Source organism: Saccharothrix longispora, from assembly GCF_031455225.1.
Taxonomy (GTDB): domain Bacteria; phylum Actinomycetota; class Actinomycetes; order Mycobacteriales; family Pseudonocardiaceae; genus Actinosynnema; species Actinosynnema longispora.
On the sequence record NZ_JAVDSG010000001.1, the window covers coordinates 1,089,870 to 1,108,220 of the forward strand.

The 18,351-nt window shown below is 73.6% G+C and carries 18 protein-coding genes; 8 read left to right on the forward strand and 10 right to left on the reverse strand.

Annotated elements, in window-relative coordinates:
• Nucleotides 1-101: 101 nt before the first annotated feature.
• Nucleotides 102-1,064 carry a threonine ammonia-lyase gene (locus J2S66_RS04885; protein ID WP_310304261.1) on the forward strand — a complete coding sequence of 321 codons (963 nt, stop codon included), beginning with the start codon at nt 102-104 and terminating at the stop codon, nt 1,062-1,064.
• Between the two features lie 179 nt (nt 1,065-1,243).
• On the opposite strand, the gene J2S66_RS04890 is transcribed toward J2S66_RS04885, so the two are convergent.
• The 3 genes from J2S66_RS04890 to J2S66_RS04900 form a co-directional block, all read right to left on the reverse strand.
• Nucleotides 1,244-2,056: an SAM-dependent methyltransferase gene (locus J2S66_RS04890; RefSeq protein ID WP_310304264.1), complete on the reverse strand. Its 813-nt coding sequence runs from the start codon at nt 2,054-2,056 to the stop codon at nt 1,244-1,246.
• Nucleotides 2,053-2,310, reverse strand: a complete 258-nt coding sequence (locus J2S66_RS04895; protein ID WP_310304266.1) for a hypothetical protein — start codon at nt 2,308-2,310, stop codon at nt 2,053-2,055. Before J2S66_RS04895 ends, J2S66_RS04890 begins: the two co-directional genes overlap by 4 nt.
• Before the next feature lie 149 nt (nt 2,311-2,459).
• Nucleotides 2,460-2,594 (reverse strand): hypothetical protein, encoded by a 135-nt coding sequence (locus J2S66_RS04900; RefSeq protein WP_310304268.1) that lies wholly within the window; start codon nt 2,592-2,594, stop codon nt 2,460-2,462.
• A 1,049-nt stretch (nt 2,595-3,643) separates the two neighbouring features.
• On the opposite strand from J2S66_RS04900, the gene J2S66_RS04905 reads away from it, so the two are divergent.
• The gene (locus J2S66_RS04905; protein WP_310304270.1) at nt 3,644-4,132 is read left to right on the forward strand and encodes a hypothetical protein; all 489 of its coding nucleotides are present in this window, start codon (nt 3,644-3,646) and stop codon (nt 4,130-4,132) included.
• A 270-nt stretch (nt 4,133-4,402) separates the two neighbouring features.
• Nucleotides 4,403-4,795 (forward strand): SH3 domain-containing protein, encoded by a 393-nt coding sequence (locus J2S66_RS04910; protein ID WP_310304272.1) that lies wholly within the window; start codon nt 4,403-4,405, stop codon nt 4,793-4,795.
• Between the two features lie 130 nt (nt 4,796-4,925).
• On the opposite strand, the gene J2S66_RS04915 is transcribed toward J2S66_RS04910, so the two are convergent.
• Nucleotides 4,926-5,333, reverse strand: a complete 408-nt coding sequence (locus J2S66_RS04915; RefSeq protein ID WP_310304273.1) for a hypothetical protein — start codon at nt 5,331-5,333, stop codon at nt 4,926-4,928.
• 563 nt (nt 5,334-5,896) lie between these two features.
• On the opposite strand from J2S66_RS04915, the gene J2S66_RS04920 reads away from it, so the two are divergent.
• The gene (locus J2S66_RS04920) at nt 5,897-6,067 is read left to right on the forward strand and encodes a hypothetical protein (protein ID WP_310304275.1); all 171 of its coding nucleotides are present in this window, start codon (nt 5,897-5,899) and stop codon (nt 6,065-6,067) included.
• Between the two features lie 203 nt (nt 6,068-6,270).
• Nucleotides 6,271-7,455: a hypothetical protein gene (locus J2S66_RS04925; protein ID WP_310304277.1), complete on the forward strand. Its 1,185-nt coding sequence runs from the start codon at nt 6,271-6,273 to the stop codon at nt 7,453-7,455.
• 83 nt (nt 7,456-7,538) lie between these two features.
• Here the strand turns inward: J2S66_RS04925 and J2S66_RS04930 are convergent, their stop codons facing one another.
• The 3 genes from J2S66_RS04930 to J2S66_RS04940 all read right to left on the reverse strand — a co-directional run bounded on the left by J2S66_RS04930 (nt 7,539) and on the right by J2S66_RS04940 (nt 11,150).
• On the reverse strand, nt 7,539-8,270 hold the full coding sequence (locus tag J2S66_RS04930) for an alpha/beta hydrolase (RefSeq protein ID WP_310304279.1): 732 nt from the start codon (nt 8,268-8,270) through the stop codon (nt 7,539-7,541).
• Nucleotides 8,271-8,526: 256 nt separating this feature from the next.
• The gene (locus tag J2S66_RS04935) at nt 8,527-9,996 is read right to left on the reverse strand and encodes a tryptophanase (protein WP_310314663.1); all 1,470 of its coding nucleotides are present in this window, start codon (nt 9,994-9,996) and stop codon (nt 8,527-8,529) included.
• A gap of 23 nt (nt 9,997-10,019) precedes the next feature.
• Nucleotides 10,020-11,150, reverse strand: coding sequence for a tryptophan dimethylallyltransferase family protein (locus J2S66_RS04940; RefSeq protein ID WP_310304281.1), 1,131 nt, complete (start codon nt 11,148-11,150; stop codon nt 10,020-10,022).
• Nucleotides 11,151-11,362: 212 nt separating this feature from the next.
• On the opposite strand from J2S66_RS04940, the gene J2S66_RS04945 reads away from it, so the two are divergent.
• Nucleotides 11,363-13,498 carry an ATP-binding protein gene (locus tag J2S66_RS04945; protein WP_310304283.1) on the forward strand — a complete coding sequence of 712 codons (2,136 nt, stop codon included), beginning with the start codon at nt 11,363-11,365 and terminating at the stop codon, nt 13,496-13,498.
• Between the two features lie 23 nt (nt 13,499-13,521).
• Here J2S66_RS04945 and J2S66_RS04950 read toward each other — a convergent pair whose 3' ends face one another.
• Both J2S66_RS04950 and J2S66_RS04955 read right to left on the reverse strand, forming a co-directional pair.
• On the reverse strand, nt 13,522-14,088 hold the full coding sequence (locus J2S66_RS04950; protein ID WP_310304285.1) for a DUF488 domain-containing protein: 567 nt from the start codon (nt 14,086-14,088) through the stop codon (nt 13,522-13,524).
• Between the two features lie 138 nt (nt 14,089-14,226).
• On the reverse strand, nt 14,227-15,003 hold the full coding sequence (locus J2S66_RS04955) for a GAF and ANTAR domain-containing protein (RefSeq protein ID WP_310304287.1): 777 nt from the start codon (nt 15,001-15,003) through the stop codon (nt 14,227-14,229).
• 339 nt (nt 15,004-15,342) lie between these two features.
• On the opposite strand from J2S66_RS04955, the gene J2S66_RS04960 reads away from it, so the two are divergent.
• Both J2S66_RS04960 and J2S66_RS04965 read left to right on the forward strand, forming a co-directional pair.
• Nucleotides 15,343-15,936 carry a chemotaxis protein CheB gene (locus J2S66_RS04960; RefSeq protein WP_310304289.1) on the forward strand — a complete coding sequence of 198 codons (594 nt, stop codon included), beginning with the start codon at nt 15,343-15,345 and terminating at the stop codon, nt 15,934-15,936.
• Nucleotides 15,937-16,167: 231 nt separating this feature from the next.
• Nucleotides 16,168-17,520, forward strand: coding sequence for a PP2C family protein-serine/threonine phosphatase (locus J2S66_RS04965; RefSeq protein WP_310304291.1), 1,353 nt, complete (start codon nt 16,168-16,170; stop codon nt 17,518-17,520).
• 28 nt (nt 17,521-17,548) lie between these two features.
• On the opposite strand, the gene J2S66_RS04970 is transcribed toward J2S66_RS04965, so the two are convergent.
• Nucleotides 17,549-18,346: an ANTAR domain-containing protein gene (locus J2S66_RS04970; protein ID WP_310304293.1), complete on the reverse strand. Its 798-nt coding sequence runs from the start codon at nt 18,344-18,346 to the stop codon at nt 17,549-17,551.
• Between the last annotated feature and the right edge of the window lie 5 nt (nt 18,347-18,351).

Below are 18,351 nucleotides of genomic sequence, written 5' to 3' on the forward strand. Positions count from 1 at the left end.
GCACCGGTACAACACCCGCTCGACCGCTGCCGAGCAGCCCGTGGCGCCGCTTCCGTCCCGCGGCCCGCGTGACCGACGCCGTCGCTGTGTATCGTCCCGGCGTGCTCAGGACGCGACTCGACCTCGACCGGATCCACGCGGCCCGCCGGGTGATCGACCCCGTCTTCCTGGACACCCCCCTGTACCCGTGCGAGGCACTGGGACGCAGCCTCGGCTGCGCGGTGAGCGTCAAGGTGGAGACGGCGAACCCCGTCCGCAGCTTCAAGGGGCGGGGGACCGAGTTGGTGGCGGGCCTGCTGGGCGAGCAGGGGCGGACCGCCGTGGTGTGCGCCAGCGCCGGGAACCTCGGTCAGGCGCTCGCCTGGTCGGGCCGACGACGTGGTCTCGACGTGACGGTCGTGGCATCGCGGCGGGCGTCCCCCGCCAAGCTGGACCGGGTGCGCGCGCTGGGAGCGGAGCTGGAACTGGTGGACGGCGACATCGAAACAGCCCGCGAGCGGGCGGCGGGCATCGCGCGGGAGCGCGGCGTCCGCTTGCTGGAGGACAGCCTGGACGTCGAGACCTGCGAGGGCGCTGCGACGATCGGACTGGAACTGGCGCGCGCACGGCTCGATTTCGACACCGTCCTGATCGCCCTGGGCGGCGGTGCGATGGCCACCGGGATCGGCTACGCGCTCAAGAGCCTGGCCCCCGGGGTCGAGGTGATCTGCGTGCAGCCCGCCGGCGCGCCGGCGATGACCAGATCCTGGCACGAGCGCCGCGTCGTCACCACCGAGTCGGCCGACACCATCGCCGACGGTGTCGCCGGGCGGCACCCCATCCCCGAGGTCCTGGACGACCTCCTCGCCGTGGCCGACGACGCGGTCCTCGTCCGGGAGTCGTCGATCATCGCGGGCATCCGTCTGCTGCTGGAGCACACCGGCCTGGTCGTCGAGCCCTCGGCCGCGCTCGGCGTCGCCGCCGTGCTGGAGGACCGCGACCGCTTCCGCGACCGCCACGTCGTCACCGTCGTCTGCGGCGGCAACGTCGACCCGCACGCCCACGAGCGCTGGGTCCGCCGATGACCCGTACCGGAATCCGGCCGGACGGGTCCCGGGCCCGTGCCGGGTTCGACCGGTGGCGTCGGCGGGCCACTCCCGGTCGAGGCGTGCGCCGACCGGGTCCCTGACGGGCACAGCCTTCGGGCACCACCGGGCGAGGGTGGGGAACTTCCAGTCCTCGCCCGGTGGTGCCCGGGCGTGTTTCACCCGGTGGGCTTCCTGGCGCAGAGGATCAGGTAGCTCATGTTCTCCGGTCCCGGGTCCAATCCCTTCATCGCTTCCCGAAGACCCAGGAAGGCCTCCTCGCCGAACCGCGCGACGAACTCCTCGCGCAGGGACTCGGCGTGCTTCGGAAAACGCCTGCCGCTCTGACCGAACACGCGGCGGCCGCAGTGGACCCACTCCTCCAGCACGAAACCCGCTGCCACGAACGCGTCGAGCAGGTCCTCCGCCTTGGCGGGCTCGCGGATGTACATCGACGGCATCGTCACCTCCGGTGACAACCTCGTCGGTTCGGAGATGGCGATCCGGCCGCCGGGCCGGAGCACGCGGTAGAACTCCCGCAACGCCTTGTCCAGGTCCACGGCGTGTATGAGCGACTCGATCGCGACCACGGCGTCGAAGTGGTTCTCGGGGTGGGTCAGCGCGTGGTAGTCGCCGACCTCGATCCGCACCCGGTCGGACAGGCCGCTCGCGTCCGCCCGTGCCTGGGCCAGCTGTGCCCCGACGGAGCTGATCGTGACGCCGGTGACCCGGACCCCGTACTCGTCCGCGATCAGCACTGCGGGCGCGCCCGCGCCACACCCGGCGTCCAGCAGGTGCTCGCCGGGGCGCAGGCCGAGTGTGTCGACTATCTTGCGGGTGAGACGCGCGGAGCCCTCCTCGATGGGTGCCTCGTCCTCGTCGTCGTACCAGTAGCCGTGGTGTTCGTTGCCGGCGAGGAACACGTCGGACGCCGGGGTCAGGGCGTTGTAGTACTCGCCGACGTCGTCCGGCGTCCAGTTCGGGTGACTCATGGGTTTCCCTTCTCTGGCGACTCGATCTCACCGCTCCGGCGACCAGGCTGGACAGCCGGCGCACGCCCTCGCGGGCCAACCGCGGTTCCAGGTGACTGCACGACGACGGCGCGGTGACCGCCGTCCCGGTGGAAGAAGCTCATCGGGGTCCACGGCACGCCGTAGCGCTCCGGCAGCCTCTCGTCCGCCTCGACCAGCACGCAGCCGATGACGGTTTGCGCGATCGGAGAGGTGTCCACCGGCAGCGTGCTCATGACCGTCGACACCTCCTCGGGTGCGGGTGCGCTTACCCGTCTCGTCGACGACGCCCTGGTCCGCCACGTGGGAACAGGTCGTGGCACCGGGTAAGCGGGACTTCGGGAACGAACGAGGTGGATCATCGACCTGCGGGTGTCCGGCGACTTCAGCGCGGACGTGGCTCGTCGAGCAGCCCGCGACGGGCGGGCGCCGCCATCCAGGTACCGGACGGCTCGGCGACGTTCGGCACGACGTGGAGGGCGCGGGGGCGCTTGCCCTCGGCGCATCCCCGTCGGGCCACCCCGGAGACGGTCTTCGGGGCCGCCGCACAGCGTGCGCACCGCGATGCCGTGGTCGACGTCGACGAGCACCCGCGAGATCAGCACCGGGACCGACACCCCCGGTAATCGGTGGTCCGGGTCGGCCGACGAGGCGCGCAGCGCGCCGAGCCGTGCGTGGAAGGCGGCCACCGGCCCGCCGGGGTCCTGGTACCGCGGCACGTCCTGTCCGTCCGGCGTGCGGGCCACGGCGTGCGGCAGCGGACTGGTCCCCCGGGTACGCGACGACTCCGCGCCGAGCTCGGAATCGCAGGGGGTGCCGGCGATGACGGCCGCCGCCGGAGTCACGCCGTTCGCCATCACGTCTCCATCCCGGCGGTTCCCCCCTCGCAACGATGCTCCCACCCTACGGCGGCGGTCACCGTCTCATGGCGTGCCATGTCCGGCTGCGCACGACGCACCACCGCGGCCAACCCCGTCCGGGTGGCGCCGATCGGGCCTGTGCGCACGGCGGCGACGCGGCCCGGTCCAGCGCCCTGATGCTCCTGCCACCGAACGACCGGACGCCGGGGTCCATTCGACCCGACCGGCTTCGGCGACACCGGCAATGGGGTGGGCGCTCGTGGCCGGAGGTGCCTCCCGGAACATCTTCTTGCGGGTCTGCGCTCCGCTGACCCGGGAACCGGCGGTAGGACAACGGGCAAGCGCACCCGGCTGTTCACCGCGGGATGCGCCGAACGGGTGGCGTGGATGTCCGTTGCGGTGCAGGGGAGTTGTCGGAAAGGAAGGCGATGCCGGCTCGCCTTCCGGCTGCTGGACGATCTGCGTAACCTTGAGCGGCCTGTCGCGGAGTCCAGGTGTTGCGCCGGAGCGCTGCCGGCGTTCCCGGAATTCGGACCGGTCGAGGACGGGGACCGGTTGGTCGACTCAGCGGAGATCCACACGGTGTGTGCGGGGATGTCGAGTTCATGGGGCAGTCGTGCGACGAGGGCCGTGAGATCCGCAGGCGGCGGCTGGTGGCGGTCTCGGAACCGTGAGCTGGTTGATGGGCGCGGTGTGCCCATGATCAACCGTGGGTGAATCCGGAGTGTCGCACGAGACCTCCGTCCGGGTGCTGTTCTCGCGCTTCTACCTGGTCAGCCACCCGCAGTGCCTCGAAGACGACCCGCGGCTGAAGTGGGGGCCCGACGAGGAGTTGGCGGTGTCGGCCGGCGACGGCATCGGCCTCAACAGCGTCACCAGCGAGCACACCGCGCACGTGACGCTGGTCGTCTTCGGCTCCGCCACCGACGTGCCGGCCGACGTGCGTTCCGGGGAACCCCGGTACTGGTTCACCAGCACGACCCGGCGGATCGCCCTGACCGACGCCGAAGGAAGCACGGCCCTGGTCGTGCCCGCACCGGCCTCGGGCCGGATCGCCTGCGCCGTCGAGTGCCGGGGCCGGGACGAGACCGTCGCCGCTCGCCACCACGACCACCGGGATGACATCCACGGCCTGGAACGCTGGCGCATCACCGTGTGGCCTGACACCGCCCCGTCGTCCGGTTCCGTACGGCGTTGACCCGGTCGTGGAACACCTGCGGGTGAACGGGTCGCGCAACCGGTGGCCGACGAGCACCACCTCTCACCGCGGGACGGCGATCGATATGACGGTCGTGCGTACGAGGTCAGCGGTCACGAATGCTTGTGCGGCAAGGTGTTCTCCCTGGTCGAACCCCTCTTGGCGCTGTGAGGGCCGGACGTTTTCGCTCTGGCGCAACACTCTTGTGGTGTTCACCTGTCGGGAGGAAAGTCGCTCCTGCCTGGGGGAACTTCGATGAAGGGGGAGGACATGAGAGGAATGTTGAAGCTGGCGGCGGCCGTCGCGGGGGTGGCGCTGCCGGCGGTGCTGATCGCGGCCCCAGCCCACGCGGGGATGCCCAAGGGGGACGGCGTGACGGTGCAGCACTACGCCTGCAACAGCTCGGTGGTGCCGCCGAACTCCGACCCGATCTCGGGGATCACGGGCGGCACCTCCGGCGCGCGCATCCGCACCGGCTCGTCCACGTCCTGCACGTCGGTCGGCACGATCGAGCCCTCGCACCGGCTGGACTACTACTGCTACACGAGCGCGAACGACGGCTACACGTGGACCTACCTGCGGAACGTCACCACCGGCAAGCGGGGCTGGGTCCGTGACGACCTGCTGCCGAACTACGGCAGCAGCTACCACTGCCCCAACTGACGCGCTCGGGAACGACCGGACGCCGCGGCTCGACGGCCGCGGCGTCCGACCGTGCTCGGCCACGCGACGAGCGGTGGGGGCGCCTCACCGACGGGTGTGCTCACCGCTGCGGGTCCGGCGCCGTTGTGGCTCATCCGCGGCGCGACCGCCTGAGAACGGTGTGGGTGAGTGCCGTGACGGCGCTCGCCGCGAGGGCCGACCCGGCCAACGCGAGCGTCGCTCCGATGGGCCAGAGCCCGGAGTCGTCGCTCGCGGCGGCCAGCCACGCCCACACCGCGGTGAACGAGAGCGCCACCGCCGGTGCCACGAGGAGCGGGCGGGCGACGAAGGTGCCTCCGACGGTGAGGGCGATCAGCACGACGCCGCAGGCGACCGCCCTCGACGTCGCGATGTGCGGGCCGATCGACGGATCGGGCGTCGGGTTGCCGAGGGGGAGCAGGAAGAAGTAGGTCGTGAAGCCGCTCAGGACGAACAGGCCCGCGATGATCGGGAGTTCTCGTCCCGCGCGCCGGTTCCGGTCGTCACCCGTGGCGTTCATGGGGCCATCATGCCGGAAGGCGCCACGATCCCGGTGACGGCTCCGGGCGGGGGCAGCGGGTGGTTCGCGTGGCCCCCCGGACCAGGTAGGTGACCGCGTCGGGGCGGAAGACCAGGACGGTGTGCGGAAGCGCCCTGGTCCCGACGGTCCTGGCCCGGCGGGGCGCGCAGGAAGCGCGTGGCCGCCGGCGGGGGTGTTCCTGTCTCGGGCACGTCGGTGGCGGACTGATCGCGTAACAGGGCTCGGAGCACGTGCAGGTCGGTGCGGCGTTGGGGACGACCTGGCCGCCGTAGGAGTGGCCGACCGGGACGACCGGGTCGTCGGCCCGCTCGACGACGCTCGTCCGCGCGGTCGCCGTCGTGGGCGAGACCTGTTCAGCGCGTTGCCCACGATGAGGGCATCGATACCGTTGCCGAAACTTTTTTCGGCTGCCACAGTGCTGAGTAGCGCACTCGCCACCGGTCGCCGACCGGCAGGGGAGTCGATGCGTCCTTTTCGGACGATGCGCCCTCCGCCGCCTCCCGACAGGTCGACCGGCCCTCGAACGAGGATGTGAGGAATCGATGACGCGTTCCGCCGGAGTGGTCGTGCCGGGACCGGCACCCCTGCCCGCCGGTCCCGTGATGTGGCCTGGCGCGGTGTTCGACATGCGGCAGGAGCCGATGGGACAGCTCGGTCTCGGCGCGGGTGTCGACGGCCCGGTGAACCGGTGGTGCGGCGGCTTCCCGCACTGAGCACCGGGTGGTGTGCCGCGGTCCTCCGAGCCGCGGCCCTTCGAGCTGCGGTCTTTCGAGACGTGGCGCACCACCCGAGCCGGTTCCGCCCGCCGGACCGAGCCCTCGCTTTCCGGCCGGTCACCGCGCGCTCCTCGTGACCGCGCGTCCGTCGCCGTCCCGCTCGCCCAACCCGCAACCCCGTCCGACCCCAGGAGGTTCGAGTGCCTCTCCGGAATCCCCTCGCGGTGATCGCCTCCGGCGTGCTCATCGCGTCCGTCCTGGCCTTGCCCGGCGCGGCCACCGCGAGCACCCCGGTTCCCGCCACCGCCGTCGTCGCCGACCCCGGCCACGCCCCCGACGGCCACACCGGCGACCACACCGCCGGCGTGGCCACCCACGCGCACGGGCAGCCGCGGTCGACGTCGACCGCGGAGCGTTGTCGACGTGCGGACGAGTTCGCGCCCGTGGCCGGACTGGGCGATCGCGCGTGCGCGATGGGCGACGGCCTCTTCAAGCTCCGCACGGCGTACGGCGACCAGGTGACCCACTTCGACGCCCCGCTCCCCGGGCACAAGGGCGTTCGGGACGTGGTGACCTCGTCGCCGACCCCGTCCCCGGCCGCGCGTTCGCATCACTGCGCCTCGGACTCGTACCGCATCCAGCTCGTCTACATGATCCCCGCCGGCGCGCCCGACGCGGCGGCGACGATGGTCCCGCTGATCAGGCAGCACTTCCTCCAGTCGAACGACATGGTGTCGAACCGCGCCGCGCAGTACGGCGGGGACCTGTCGCTGCGCGTCGCGTGCGACTCCGGGGGGCAGCCCGCCGTCCGGGTCCTGCGCAGCGGTCACGACAACGGCGACCTCGGCGCCATCGACCAGGAGGTCGCGCGCCAGGGGCAGCGGGTCACCGGGCAGGACAACGTCGTGTACTGGGGGGACGGTGGCTGCGGCGGCGGTGTCGCCTACGGCAGCGGTGACACGCGGCCCGGCGTGGAGAACGGCGTGAACAACGCGCCCGGCATCGCGGTGGTCTACGGTCGGTGCCCCTTCACCTACATGCTGCACGAGCAGGGGCACTCGATGGGCGCCGTGCTGCCGAACTCGCCCAACGGCTCGGGCGCCGGTCACTGCAACGACGACGCGGACGTCATGTGCTACAAGGACGGTGGTCCCCGCTCGGGCAACTACCGCACGAACGTGTGCCCGTCCCCGAACGGGAACCTGGACTACTACTGGGACTGCAACGTCAACGACTACTTCCACCCGAACCCGCCGGCCGGCTCGTTCCTCGCGACGAACTGGAACCTCGCGAGCTGCTTCAACCGGATGGTGCACCGCCCCAACTGCGGCGCGGCACCGTCGGCGGCGGAGGTCGGCCGGGCCGGCGCGACCCCCGGGTCGTGAGCTGGAGGCGCCCGCACACCGAACGGGACGAAGCCCTTCCGCCGCGCGGAAGGGCTTCGTCGTGCGTGAGGTGACGGCCGGCATTACCTCAGGTGCCGGGTGAAGAACCGGTTCCCGTCGTCCCCCTCGAACCTCGGGACGCCGGTGTGCCCACCCGTGTTGGCGTGCAGCGTCTTCTCCGCGGAACCGAAGGCGTCGAACAGGTCCAGTGCCATCTGCCGGTCATTTCCCTCGTCGTCCCACTGCAACAGGACCTGGAGCGGGATGGTGACCCGCCGGGCCTCCTCGAACGTGGCGCGGGGCACGAAGCTCCCGGCGAACAGGAGGGCGGCCGAGATGCGCGGCTCGACCACCGCCAGCCGGACGCCGATGGCGATCACCCCTCCCGAGTAGCCGACCGGGCCGCCGAGCCCGGGCAGCGGGAGGAGGGCGTCCAGGGTGTCCCGCAATTCCGGGACCGCCTCGTCGACCAGCGGGAGGACGAGCCGGTCGACGATCCCGTCGTCGACCGGCCCACCGGCCTCCAGCGCCCGGAGCAGGTCGGCGCGGGCATCCTCGACGGCGGTGAAACGCGGTCGGTCACCACCTCCGGGGAGCTCGATGGTGGCGGCGGCGAAGCCCTCCGCCGCGGCGTGCCGGGCACGGGTCGCCAAGCGGGGGTACATCCTGTGCAGTCCGCCGGGGTGGCCGAGCAGGATCAGCGGGGCCGGTGCGGACGCGGCCGCGGGCGTCCACAGGATGCCGGGGATGTCGCCGAGCGTGAACCCGCGTTCGAGGACGCCGTCGTCGAGGCGTTGTTCAGAGGTGAATCGCATGGCAGTGCCTTCCGGGAGTGCTCGTGAACGGCGCTCCCGGACGACCTATCGCCCGACCGTGATCCCGGAGGAGAGCACCCATGTCGATACGTTCACGGGTATCACCTCCTCGTTCTCCAGCACGGCCGCCGGAAAGGTAGCAGTGGCCGCAGCGGGCCGCCACCAGGTTTCGCGGAGGCGCGAGGGCGGTCGCGCTCGGTCGGCGCCGGCTCGTCCGACCGCCCCGGGGGGAGGCGGTCGCCGTCCGGCGCGTCGTTCAGAGGTGTGCGGCTAACGCGCCGCGGGGAGGAACCGCCACCGGCGGGTGCGGCTCCGGACTCGGCGTGGTGGTGACGGCCGTCGACCGGTGCTCGTCCTCGTGGAGCGGCACGGGTGCCAGTTCACTCCTGAAGTGCCTCAGCAGAGGGGCCTGCGCGGTGATCCGGTAGCCGGGCAGTCGGTCGGCGTGCCGGGCGATCCGTGCCAGGGTCCGGCCGACGTGCTCCAGGTGGCTCTGGCTGTAGACCCGGCGCGGGATGGCCAGCCGGACCAGTTCCCACGGGGCGCTGACCACGGGGTTGCCGTGCGCGTCCTCCTTGCCCAGGTAGAGGGAGCCGCATTCCACGCCGCGGACACCTCCCTCCAGGTACAGCGCGCAGGTCAGCGCGTGCCCGGGGAAGCGGTGCGGGGGGATGTGCGGCAGGAGTCGGCCGGCGTCGAGGTAGACCGCGTGCACGCCTGGCGGCTCCACCACCGCGACCCCGGCCGCCCGTGCCAGTTGGGCCAGGTAGGCCGTGGCACCGGCCCTGGCCCGCAGGTAGTCGGGGTCGGTGACCTCCAGCAGTCCCTGCGCGAGCATGTCCAGGTCGCGGCCCGCCAGGCCGCCGTACGTGGGGAAGCCCTCGGTGGCGACGAGCAGCAGTTCGCACCGCTGGGCCAGGTCGGGGTCGCGCAGGCCCAGGAAGCCGCCGGTGTTGACCAGGCCGTCTTTCTTCATGCTGGCCGTGCAGCCGTCGGCGAGCCGGAACGCCTCCTCGGCCACCTCGCGCGGGCTGCGGTTCCGGTAGCCGGGCTCGTTCCTGGTCACCAGCCAGGCGTTCTCCGCGAAGCGCGCCGCGTCCAGGAACAGCGGCACCCCGTGCGCGCGGCACAGCCGGGCGGTTTCGGTGAGGTTGGCCATCGACACGGGCTGTCCGCCCATGCCGTTGCTGGTGAGCGTCATGACGACCGCGGCCACCCGCGGTGCGTCCGGGCCGGTGAGGGCCCGGTGCAGCGCTTCCAGGTCGATGTCGCCCTTGAACGGGTGAGGGCTGTCGAGGTCCGCCGCCTCCGGGCACGGCAGGTCGAGGGCCCGTCCGCCGACGAGTTCGACGTTGGCGCGGGTGGTGTCGAAGTGCGTGTTCCCCAGGGTGATCAACCCCGGTCGCAGCAGGGCGGAGAACAGGATGCGCTCGGCGGCCCGCCCCTGGTGCACCGGCAGGACGTGCGGGTAGGAGGTCAGGTTCCCGACGACGTCCCGGAACCGGTGGAACGAGCGGGCTCCGGCGTAGCTCTCGTCACCCAGCATCGCCGCGGCCATCTGCGCGGCGGACAGCGCCCCCGTGCCCGAGTCGGTCAGCAGGTCGATGGTCACCTCGTCGGCCCGCAGGTTGAACAGGTTGTGGTGCGCCCGCCGCAAGGCCTGCTCGCGCTGGGCGCGCGTGGTGAAGGGGATCGGTTCCACGACCTTGGCGCGGAACGGTTCCATCATCGGCGCTTCGTCCACGCCGCTCACCGGCCCGGTGCCGTGTCGGACACGAGGGTTCGGGGCGGTCGCACCGAGTTGGCCTCCGCGGACAGGTACGCGGTCAGCCGCTCGGCGCGGGGCGTGAACACCTGCGACAGGTAGGAGATCAGCCCCACCCCCGCGTCCAACCGGCGTCCCGTCACCGCGGCCAGCGCCCGGTCCAGCACCGCCGGGTCGTGCCCCTGGCGGCGCATCACCGCGACCGCGCGGGCGCGCGCCTCCCCGTCGTGCTCGACGTAGTCCCGGACCGGGACGTGCACGGTGTAGCCGCCGGGCCGGTCCCGGTCGACGTCGACCAGCGAGTAGCACGAGACCAGGGGCCGCGCCGTGAGGGGCCCCGCCCCGGCGACGGCGCGGCAGAACTCCTCGACCGCCGCTGCGGAGGTCCCGGGGACCGCTCCCGCCGCCCGCGCCGCGTCCTCGGGCCCGCCGCCGTCGTGGGCGAAGTAGACCTTCACCCGCGGCCGGGGCCACCGCCCGAGGTCCAGCGCGAAGTACATCGGCCGACCACCGGCGAGCACCGCGTCGCCGACCAGTCGGCGGGCGCGGTGGAAGCCCAACCGGGTCAACCCCTCCTCGACGAGCTCCGCGGCGCGCCCGCACCCCTGCGCGCCCGGGTCCAAGTAGACCTTGAACGACGGCTCGTGGTGCGCGGTCAGCACGACCGCGCACCACAACCCGAACGCGCCCTGCGGCCGGTCGGGCAGGAACAGGTCCTCGACCAGGGCGAACCGCCGCAGGTCGAAGCCGTGGCGCTCCGCCAGCCCGCGCAGCACCCGTCGGCCGACCGCCGCGTTGTCGCGCACTCCCGGCGTCGACCCGTTCGGCTCGGCCAGCAGCCGCAGCTGCGGCGCTCGGCCCACCTCGAACGAGATCGAGTACTCGACGGGGGAGTGGTCGTCGGACACGTCCGAGCACCACCCTCCGGCCCCGCCGGCCGGAAGTGCGGCGGAAGGCCCGAGCAGCGCGTCCCCGAGGTGCGCCGACTCCGCCCGCCGACCCGTCAGCCCCACCGCCTCGAACAGGGCGACGAACTGCCGGCGGACGAGGTGCCCCAGCGGGCCGGGGCGAGGGTTCGGGACGGAGGAACGGCAGAACCCGGTGGCGTCGAACACGGCGAAATCACCTGATCCCCAGAGTCGTATCGCGACTCCAGTAGCCCGCACCTCCCGTGATCAGGGAAGCGATTGAGCCCGTACGGGGGACGCACATCCCCTGGTGGGGTTGTCGGACGCCACGAGTGCGGGTGTCGTGGCTGCTGCTCCGTGAGGGTGGTGTCGGCTGTCCGGACGGGGGCGCGCGTCCTCCGGGACGGCAGGATGACCTGGTGTGGAACGAGGCCGGCGGCCCGGTGGCGGGGCACGTCCTGCAGGCGGGGTCGATCGGGCACGTCTCACTGGCCGGGCGTGGTCCGGCGGAGCGGCACCCGGTGCCCCGGCAGTTGCCCCTGGTGGTGCGGGACTTCACCGGCAGGGTCGGGCACCTGGCCGCGCTCGACGCCCTGGTGCCGGGCGCGGAGGCGGGTGCGGGCTCGAACTCGGTGGTGCTCGCGGTGGTCGACGGCCCGGCCGGGGTGGGGAAGACCGCGTTGGCGGTGCGGTGGGCGCACCGGGTCCAGCACCTCTTCACCGGCGGCACGCTGTACGCGGACCTGCGCGCCCACCACCCGGGTGGTCCGGGAGGCCCGGCCGCCCCGGGCGACGTGCTCGGCGGGTTCCTGGGTGCGCTGGGAGTGCCGCCGGAGTGGGTGCCCGCCGAGCCGGAGGCGCGCGCGGGGTTGTACCGGTCGGTGCTGGCCGGGCGACGGGTGCTGATCGTGCTGGACGACGCCGACGGCGTCGAGCAGGTGCGTCCTCTGCTGCCCGGCGCGGCCGGGTGCGCGGTGGTGGTGACCAGCCGGGGCGGCCTGGCGGGGCTGGTGGTCGGCGAGGGCGCGACTCGCGTGCCGCTGGACCTGTGCACCGAGCGCGAGTCGCTGGAGCTGGTGCGCGCGATCCTCGGGGCACGCCGGGTGGACGCCGAGCCGGAGGCGGTGACCGGGCTGATCCGGGCCTGCGCGCGGCTGCCGCTGGCGCTGCGGGTCGCCGCGGGCCGCGCGGTGATCCACCCCTACCTCACGGTCGCGGAACTGGTGGCCGAGCTGGGACGGGACCGGTGGGAGGTGCTGAGCGTCCCGGCCGACGCGCGCGGCGCGGTGCTCGCCGTGTTCGACTGCTCCTATCGGCGGCTCACCGGTGAGCAGGCCCTGGTGCTGCGGCGGCTGGGGCTGCACCCGGGGCCCGAGTTCGGCGCGCACGCCGCCGCGGCGGCATCAGGCCTGCCACTGGCGGACGCCCGCCGGGTGCTCGACACCCTGGCCGACAGCCACCTGGTCGAGCGGGTCGCGCGCGACCGCTACCGCTTCCACGACCTGCTGCACGCCTACGCCGCCGACCGCGCGGAGCGCGACGACGGCCCGCACGAGCGCGAGCGCGCCCGCCGGAACCTGCTGGAGTGGTACGCGCACCACGCCCGCGCCGCCTACCGGGCCGTCCTCCCCCACTCGGTCGACCGGCACATCGGCGCCGACGTGGACCTGAACGCCGAGCCGGGGATCGACTTCGCCGACGCCGCCGGGGCGTGGGCGTGGGCGGAGTCGGAGTGGACCAACGTCACCGACGCCACCCGCGCCACCGCACGTCACGGCCTGCCCCGGCTGACCGTCCTGCTGGCGACGATCGCCGCGAGCGCCCTCTACCTGCGGGGGCACTGGGACGACGCCTTCGAGGTCTGCGACCTCGGCCTGGCCGCCGCCCGCGCCACCGGTGACCGGGCGGTCGAGTGCGGCCTGTTGCAGCGGTTGGCGCACGCCCACCAGGGCAACGGGCGCCTGCGGGAGGCGGAGGAGATCTGCCGGGCGGCGCTGCTGCCGGCCACCGAACTCGACGACCCGCACCTGAGGGCGGAGGTGCTGGCCAACCTCGGCTGGGTGTGCGTCGAGCGGGGCGGGTTCGCCGAGGCGCGGGAGCACCTGCTGGCGGCGCTGCCGCTGAGCGCCGGCGCCCACGGTGGGCGCCTGGAGGGGTTCATCGAGTACAACCTCAGCGGCGCGGCCCTCGGTCTGGGCGAGCACGACCGGGCGCTGCGCCACGCCGAGCGCGGTCTCGCGCTGGTCCAGGACGCCGGTGACGACGATGTCGCGTCCTACGCGGTGCACCGCCTTGCCCAGGTGCGGCAGAGCACCGGCGCGCACGCGGAGGCGGTCGCGCTGTGCGAACGGGCCCTGGCCGGGGAATCGCTGCGCGGCGACCCGCGTCACCGCGCCGCAGTCCTCGACACCCTGGCCACGTCGCTGGGCCACCTCGGCGACGCGCCGCGGGCGGTCGGGTGCCGACAGGAGGCCCTGGCGGTCTTCGAGCGGTTCGGCGACGTCCGTGCGCGCGCCCTGGGCGCCCTGCTCGACGGCCCGCCGGACGGCGGGTAGGGCCTCGCGTCGAGGACCTGGCCTCACGCGTCGTACACGAGCAGGCCGTCGTCGCGCAGGCGCACGCCCGGCGTCGGGGTGTGCGCCGTGAGGCGTCCGTCGTGCATCAGGTGGAGGACGGGCACGCCGCGCGCCAGGACGGCGAAGTCGGCGATCAGGCGTCGGTGGCACCGCCACCACACCGCTTCGCTGCACATCACCGCGGTGCGCTCCTCGCCCGCCTGGTCCAGGAGGACGTCCATCGCGGTGACGAACCCCGGGTCGCGGGTGTGCGCGGCGTAGCCGCGGAACGACGCGTTGCGCCAGACCGTGTCGGGCGAGTCCGGCGGCGCCTTGCGGAAGCCGCCCAGGCGCTGTTCCCAGCGGTAGGCGATGCCCTCGTCGGGCAGCCACCCGGCCAACCGCTGTCGTGCCAGGTCGGGGTCGCGGCGGCTGCCCGGAGCCGTCCTGACGTCCACGACGGCGGTGACGCCGGCACCCCGGAGGAGTTCCGCCAGCGCATCCCGGTCCGCGGTGCTGTGACCGAAGGCGACCAGGCCGGGCGGGGGTGTCGGCGGCCCGGCTGCGGGGGCGGTCAGGTCGTGGTCCACGGCGTTGATCGAAGCAGCTCCCGATCGGCACGGCAGCGTTCGGCCCCACCCGCCGGGGCGGAGGCGGCCGGCACGTCCGGGAAGCGCGAACTCCGGGTGTCCGGTGCGTGCGCCCGGTGCGGGTGCCGTCGCCGCGGCCTACCGCGTGACGACGTCCGGCTCCGTGCTCGCCGGAGTGCCGGGTTCGACGAGCTCGCCGTTGCGCACGAGGTGCTGGGCGACGTCGGTGAGCTTGGTGTTGGTGTGCTGGCTGGCCCGCACCAGCAGGTTGAACGCCCGGTCGCCGGTGAGCTTGTGGCGTTCCATGAGGATGCCCTTGGCCTGGCCGATCAGGTCGCGGTTGTCCACGGTGTGGGCCAGGTGGGCGATCTTCTGCGCGTCGGCCATCGCCACCGCGGCGTGCGTGGCGAACAGCAGCCCCACCTGTTCGGACTGCTCGGTGAAGGCGTCGACGTGGCGCGAGTACAGGTTGAGGGCGCCCAGGTCGTCGTTGATGACGTAGAGCTGGAACGACAGCATGCTGCGCACGCCGAGTTCGGCGGCGCGGGCGGTGAAGCGCGGCCACCGGCGCTCCCGGCTCGTGTCGCGCAGCCACACGGTGCGCTTCTCGTACAGCACGTCCACGCACGGCCCCTGCCCGAACGCGACCTGCGCCTGGTCGACCAGGTCGACCAGGCGGTCGGAGGCGACGGGGGTGCTCATCGTGGTGCGCTTGCGCACGACCGACAGCCCCGCGTACTGGGCCCCGGGCACGGTCTGCACCGCGGCGTCGACGATGCCCTGGAGCGTGGCCTCGACGCTGTCCTGGTCCTGCAGGTAGAGCGCCAGGTCGCCCAGCCGCAGGGCCAGTTCGCCGGGCCGGTCGGGTCCGGCGGGGGCGGGCTCGATCCCGTGGTGCTTCCGGCTGACCGCCACGTCCCACCGTCTTCCTGAGAGCAGTCCCTGATCGACTTCACCCGTCCGGGGCGGAGCGAGGCGCCCCAGGGGATCACAGTCGGTGAGAACCACTGTGAGTGGTCCTCAGCCTACGTGCAGCCGGCGTCCTCCGGCGATGGCCGCGCCTCGGATCGGGCGTGGTGCGGACGACGTGCCGCCGGAGCCGGGCGGAGGTCGCCCGGTCGATCGCCCGGTCGATCGGTGGTCGGACACCCGGGGACGTTCCCTACCCCGTGCCGGGACGCGCCGGTCCCGCGTCGGCCGATCCGCGGTCGCCGCCCGGACGCGGGAGGAGCGGCATCGTGGACGAGCCGGTCGGTGGCGACCTCGCCGCGTCCGGGCGTGCTGCGGTTCCCGGTCGTGGCGCTGGTGGCCTCCGCCGGAGGCCTGGACGCCCTGACCCGGGTCCTGGCCCGGCTGCCCGCGGACCTGCCCGCGGCGGTGGTCGTCGCCCAGCACGTGAGTCCCGATCGCGTCAGCCTCCTGGCGGAGATCCTGGCGCAGCGCACCGCGTTGCGGGTGCGCGCGGCCGTCGACGGCGACGAGCTCGTGGTGGGCACGGCGCTGGTCGTGCCCACGGCCCGGCACCTGATCGTCACCTCCCAGGCCCGCATCGGGCTGCTCGACACCGGGGCGCTGCCCCCGTCCCGCCCCTCGGCCGACCTGCTGCTGGCCACCCTCGCCGTCATGTGCGGTCCCCGCGTCCTCGCGGTCGTGCTCACCGGCAAGGGCTCGGACGCCCAGGCGGGCGTCCGAGCCGTCGTCCACTGCGGCGGCACCGTCTTCGCCCAGGACGAGATCACCTCCGCCTACTTCGGGATGCCCGGCTCCGCGATCGACACCGGCCTGGTGCACGACGTGCTGGCCCTGCCCGACATCGCCGCCGCGATCCGCGCCCACGCCCACCGCTGACGGCGGCGCGGGGCGCCGTCCCGCCGGCGTCGGCCCACCGCCGGCGCGACCTCGCCATCACCCGTCCGCGGCCACGGCCCGACGCGGTCACCGCACGAGCACCGCGGCCGATCGGGCGACGGACGGCGGTATCGCCACGGCGGACTACGCTGTGTACGCGTCGGGCGGTCCACGGGTCGACGACGGCACCCTCGGTCGGGTGACCGGGGAGTTGTCGCAAAGGGGTCCGTCGTGACGTCGGTGAACGGTGTGGTCTTTCCCGGCGGTCTGCGGGAGGACGGTTTGCCCGCCGGGCTGTCGGACCCGGCGCGGCTGGCGGCGGTGCGGGCCACGGGACTGCTCGACACCGGGCCGGAGGAGGCGTTCGACGACCTGGCCCGGCTCGCTGCGGCGGCCACCGGGTGCACCCGGGCGTTCATCACGCTGGTCGACGACCAGCGCTCGTTCTGGAAGTCCCGCGTCGGTCCCGACGACCCGGCCACGAGGCAGGCCCCGGTGCGTCGGAGCTTCTGCTACTTCCTGGTCGGTCTGGAGGGCGAGCCGTTCGTGGTCGACGACGCCGCCACCGATCCCCGCACCCGCGACCACCCCTCCGTGGCGCCGGTGGACGTCGGCGCGTGGGCCGGCTACCCCGTCCTCGGTCCGGGCGGCGAGGTCCTGGGCAGCATGTGCGTGGTCGACGACGCCCCGCACCGGTGGCTGCCGGACGAGCTCAGGGCCCTCGCCACCCTCGCCCGCGCGGTGTCCAACGAGCTGAACCTGCGCCACTCGCTGACCACCTCGCGCGCGGCGCTGGCCACCGCCCGCACCGCCCTGAGCACCTCCACCGAGCTGGCCCGCAGCCTCCAGGACAGCCTGCTGCCCCCGACCCTGACCCCGGTGCCCGGGCTGGAGACCGCGGCCTCCTACCTCCCCGCGGAAGGCGACCGGGTCGTCGGGGACTTCTACGACCTGTTCCAGGCCACCGCCCAGTGGTGGTGCACGGTGCTGGGCGACGTGTGCGGGCACGGCACCGAGGCCGCCAAGGTCACCGCCCTGGCCCGCTACACCCTGCGCGCCGAGGCCACCCGCACCCTGTCCCCGGCGACCGTCCTCACCCGCCTGAACACCGCCATGCTCGACCAGCACAGCCCCCGGTTCCTCACCGCCGTCCACGCGACCTTCCGCACCACCCGCGGCGGCGTCGCCGGTCGCCTCTGCCTGGCCGGGCACCCGCCCGCGCTGATCCGCCGCGCCGACGGCCGCGTCATCCCCGTCGGCCGCGCCGGCACCCTGCTGGGCATCGTCCGCGACGTCACCCTCACCGACGTCCGCTTCCGCCTCGCCCCCGGCGACTCCCTGCTGCTCTACACCGACGGCGCCACCGAAGCCCGCCCACCCGCGAGCACCCCCGACGCCGAACGTCCCCAGTTGACCGAGGAGGGCCTGGCCCTGGTCCTGGCCGACTGCCACGACATGACCGCCCGGCAGGTCGTCACCCACATCGGTCGGGTCATCGCCGAGCACAACCACGACCACCCCGACGACGACACAGCCCTGCTCGCCCTGCGCGTCCCACCTCGGCCCGAGCGCCACGTCCCCTGAGCCGGCCCGCGGCGCGGAGGCACGGCTCTCAGCCGTCGGCCGCCGGGTCGTCGGGCGGGTCCGCCGGCACGTGCTCGTCCCGCCCTCGCGGGCCGGGGGTCGGCGGGCGCCTTCGGCCGAGGGTGTCGTCGATCAGGGCCTGGGCGACGTCGTAGAGCTTGGTGTTGGTGTCCTGGGACAGCCGGACCAGGATGGTGAACGCCTGGTCCGGGGTGCAGAGGCGGGTGCCCATGAGGATGCCCTTGGCCTGTTCGATGACGCCGCGGCGGTGGAGGGCCTGGTGGAGCTGGCGGTTCTCGCCGACCACGGCGTGGTGGTCCCGTCGCAGCCGGGACAGGGTCGCGGTCAGCTCGCCCAGTCGCCGCGGGTCCTGCCACCGCCGGAGGTCGGGGGTGTCCGGTTCCAGGGCCGTGCAGAGGTCGGTGATGTCCTCGACGTGGTGGATGATGCCGATCACGCGGCGGTCGTCGAGGATCGGCGTGTTCAGCGGGCTCCACGCCCTCTTGACGAAGCGGGTGCGGTCCTCGGGGTGGGGCACGTCGTAGCGCTGGATGCCCATGTGGTGCGGTTGCGCGCGGCTGAGGACCCGCTGGAGGGACGCGCCCAGGTTGACCTGGCCGTCGGCGTGCGGGTTGCCCGGGTCGTCGGGGAAGGCGTCGAAGAGGTGGGCGCCCCGCAGGTCGTCCTCGGTGGTGAGGGTGGCCTTCTGGTAGGCGGGGTTGGCGGCGCGGATGCGCAGGTCGGGGTCGAGGATCAGGTACGGCGCCGCCGTGGCGCGGAAGACGGGATCGGCGCTGATGTCGTCGAGCGTGTGACCAGCGGTCATGCCGT

Coding starts and splice junctions, on each gene's coding strand:
- J2S66_RS04890 (WP_310304264.1), bottom strand. CDS start 2,056: ATGAGTCACCCGAACTGGACGCCGGACGACGTCGGCGAGTACTACAAC.
- J2S66_RS04895 (WP_310304266.1), bottom strand. CDS start 2,310: ATGAGCACGCTGCCGGTGGACACCTCTCCGATCGCGCAAACCGTCATC.
- J2S66_RS04910 (WP_310304272.1), top strand. CDS start 4,403: ATGAGAGGAATGTTGAAGCTGGCGGCGGCCGTCGCGGGGGTGGCGCTG.
- J2S66_RS04915 (WP_310304273.1), bottom strand. CDS start 5,333: ATGAACGCCACGGGTGACGACCGGAACCGGCGCGCGGGACGAGAACTC.
- J2S66_RS04920 (WP_310304275.1), top strand. CDS start 5,897: ATGACGCGTTCCGCCGGAGTGGTCGTGCCGGGACCGGCACCCCTGCCC.
- J2S66_RS04930 (WP_310304279.1), bottom strand. CDS start 8,270: ATGCGATTCACCTCTGAACAACGCCTCGACGACGGCGTCCTCGAACGC.
- J2S66_RS04935 (WP_310314663.1), bottom strand. CDS start 9,996: ATGGAACCGTTCCGCGCCAAGGTCGTGGAACCGATCCCCTTCACCACG.
- J2S66_RS04970 (WP_310304293.1), bottom strand. CDS start 18,346: ATGACCGCTGGTCACACGCTCGACGACATCAGCGCCGATCCCGTCTTC.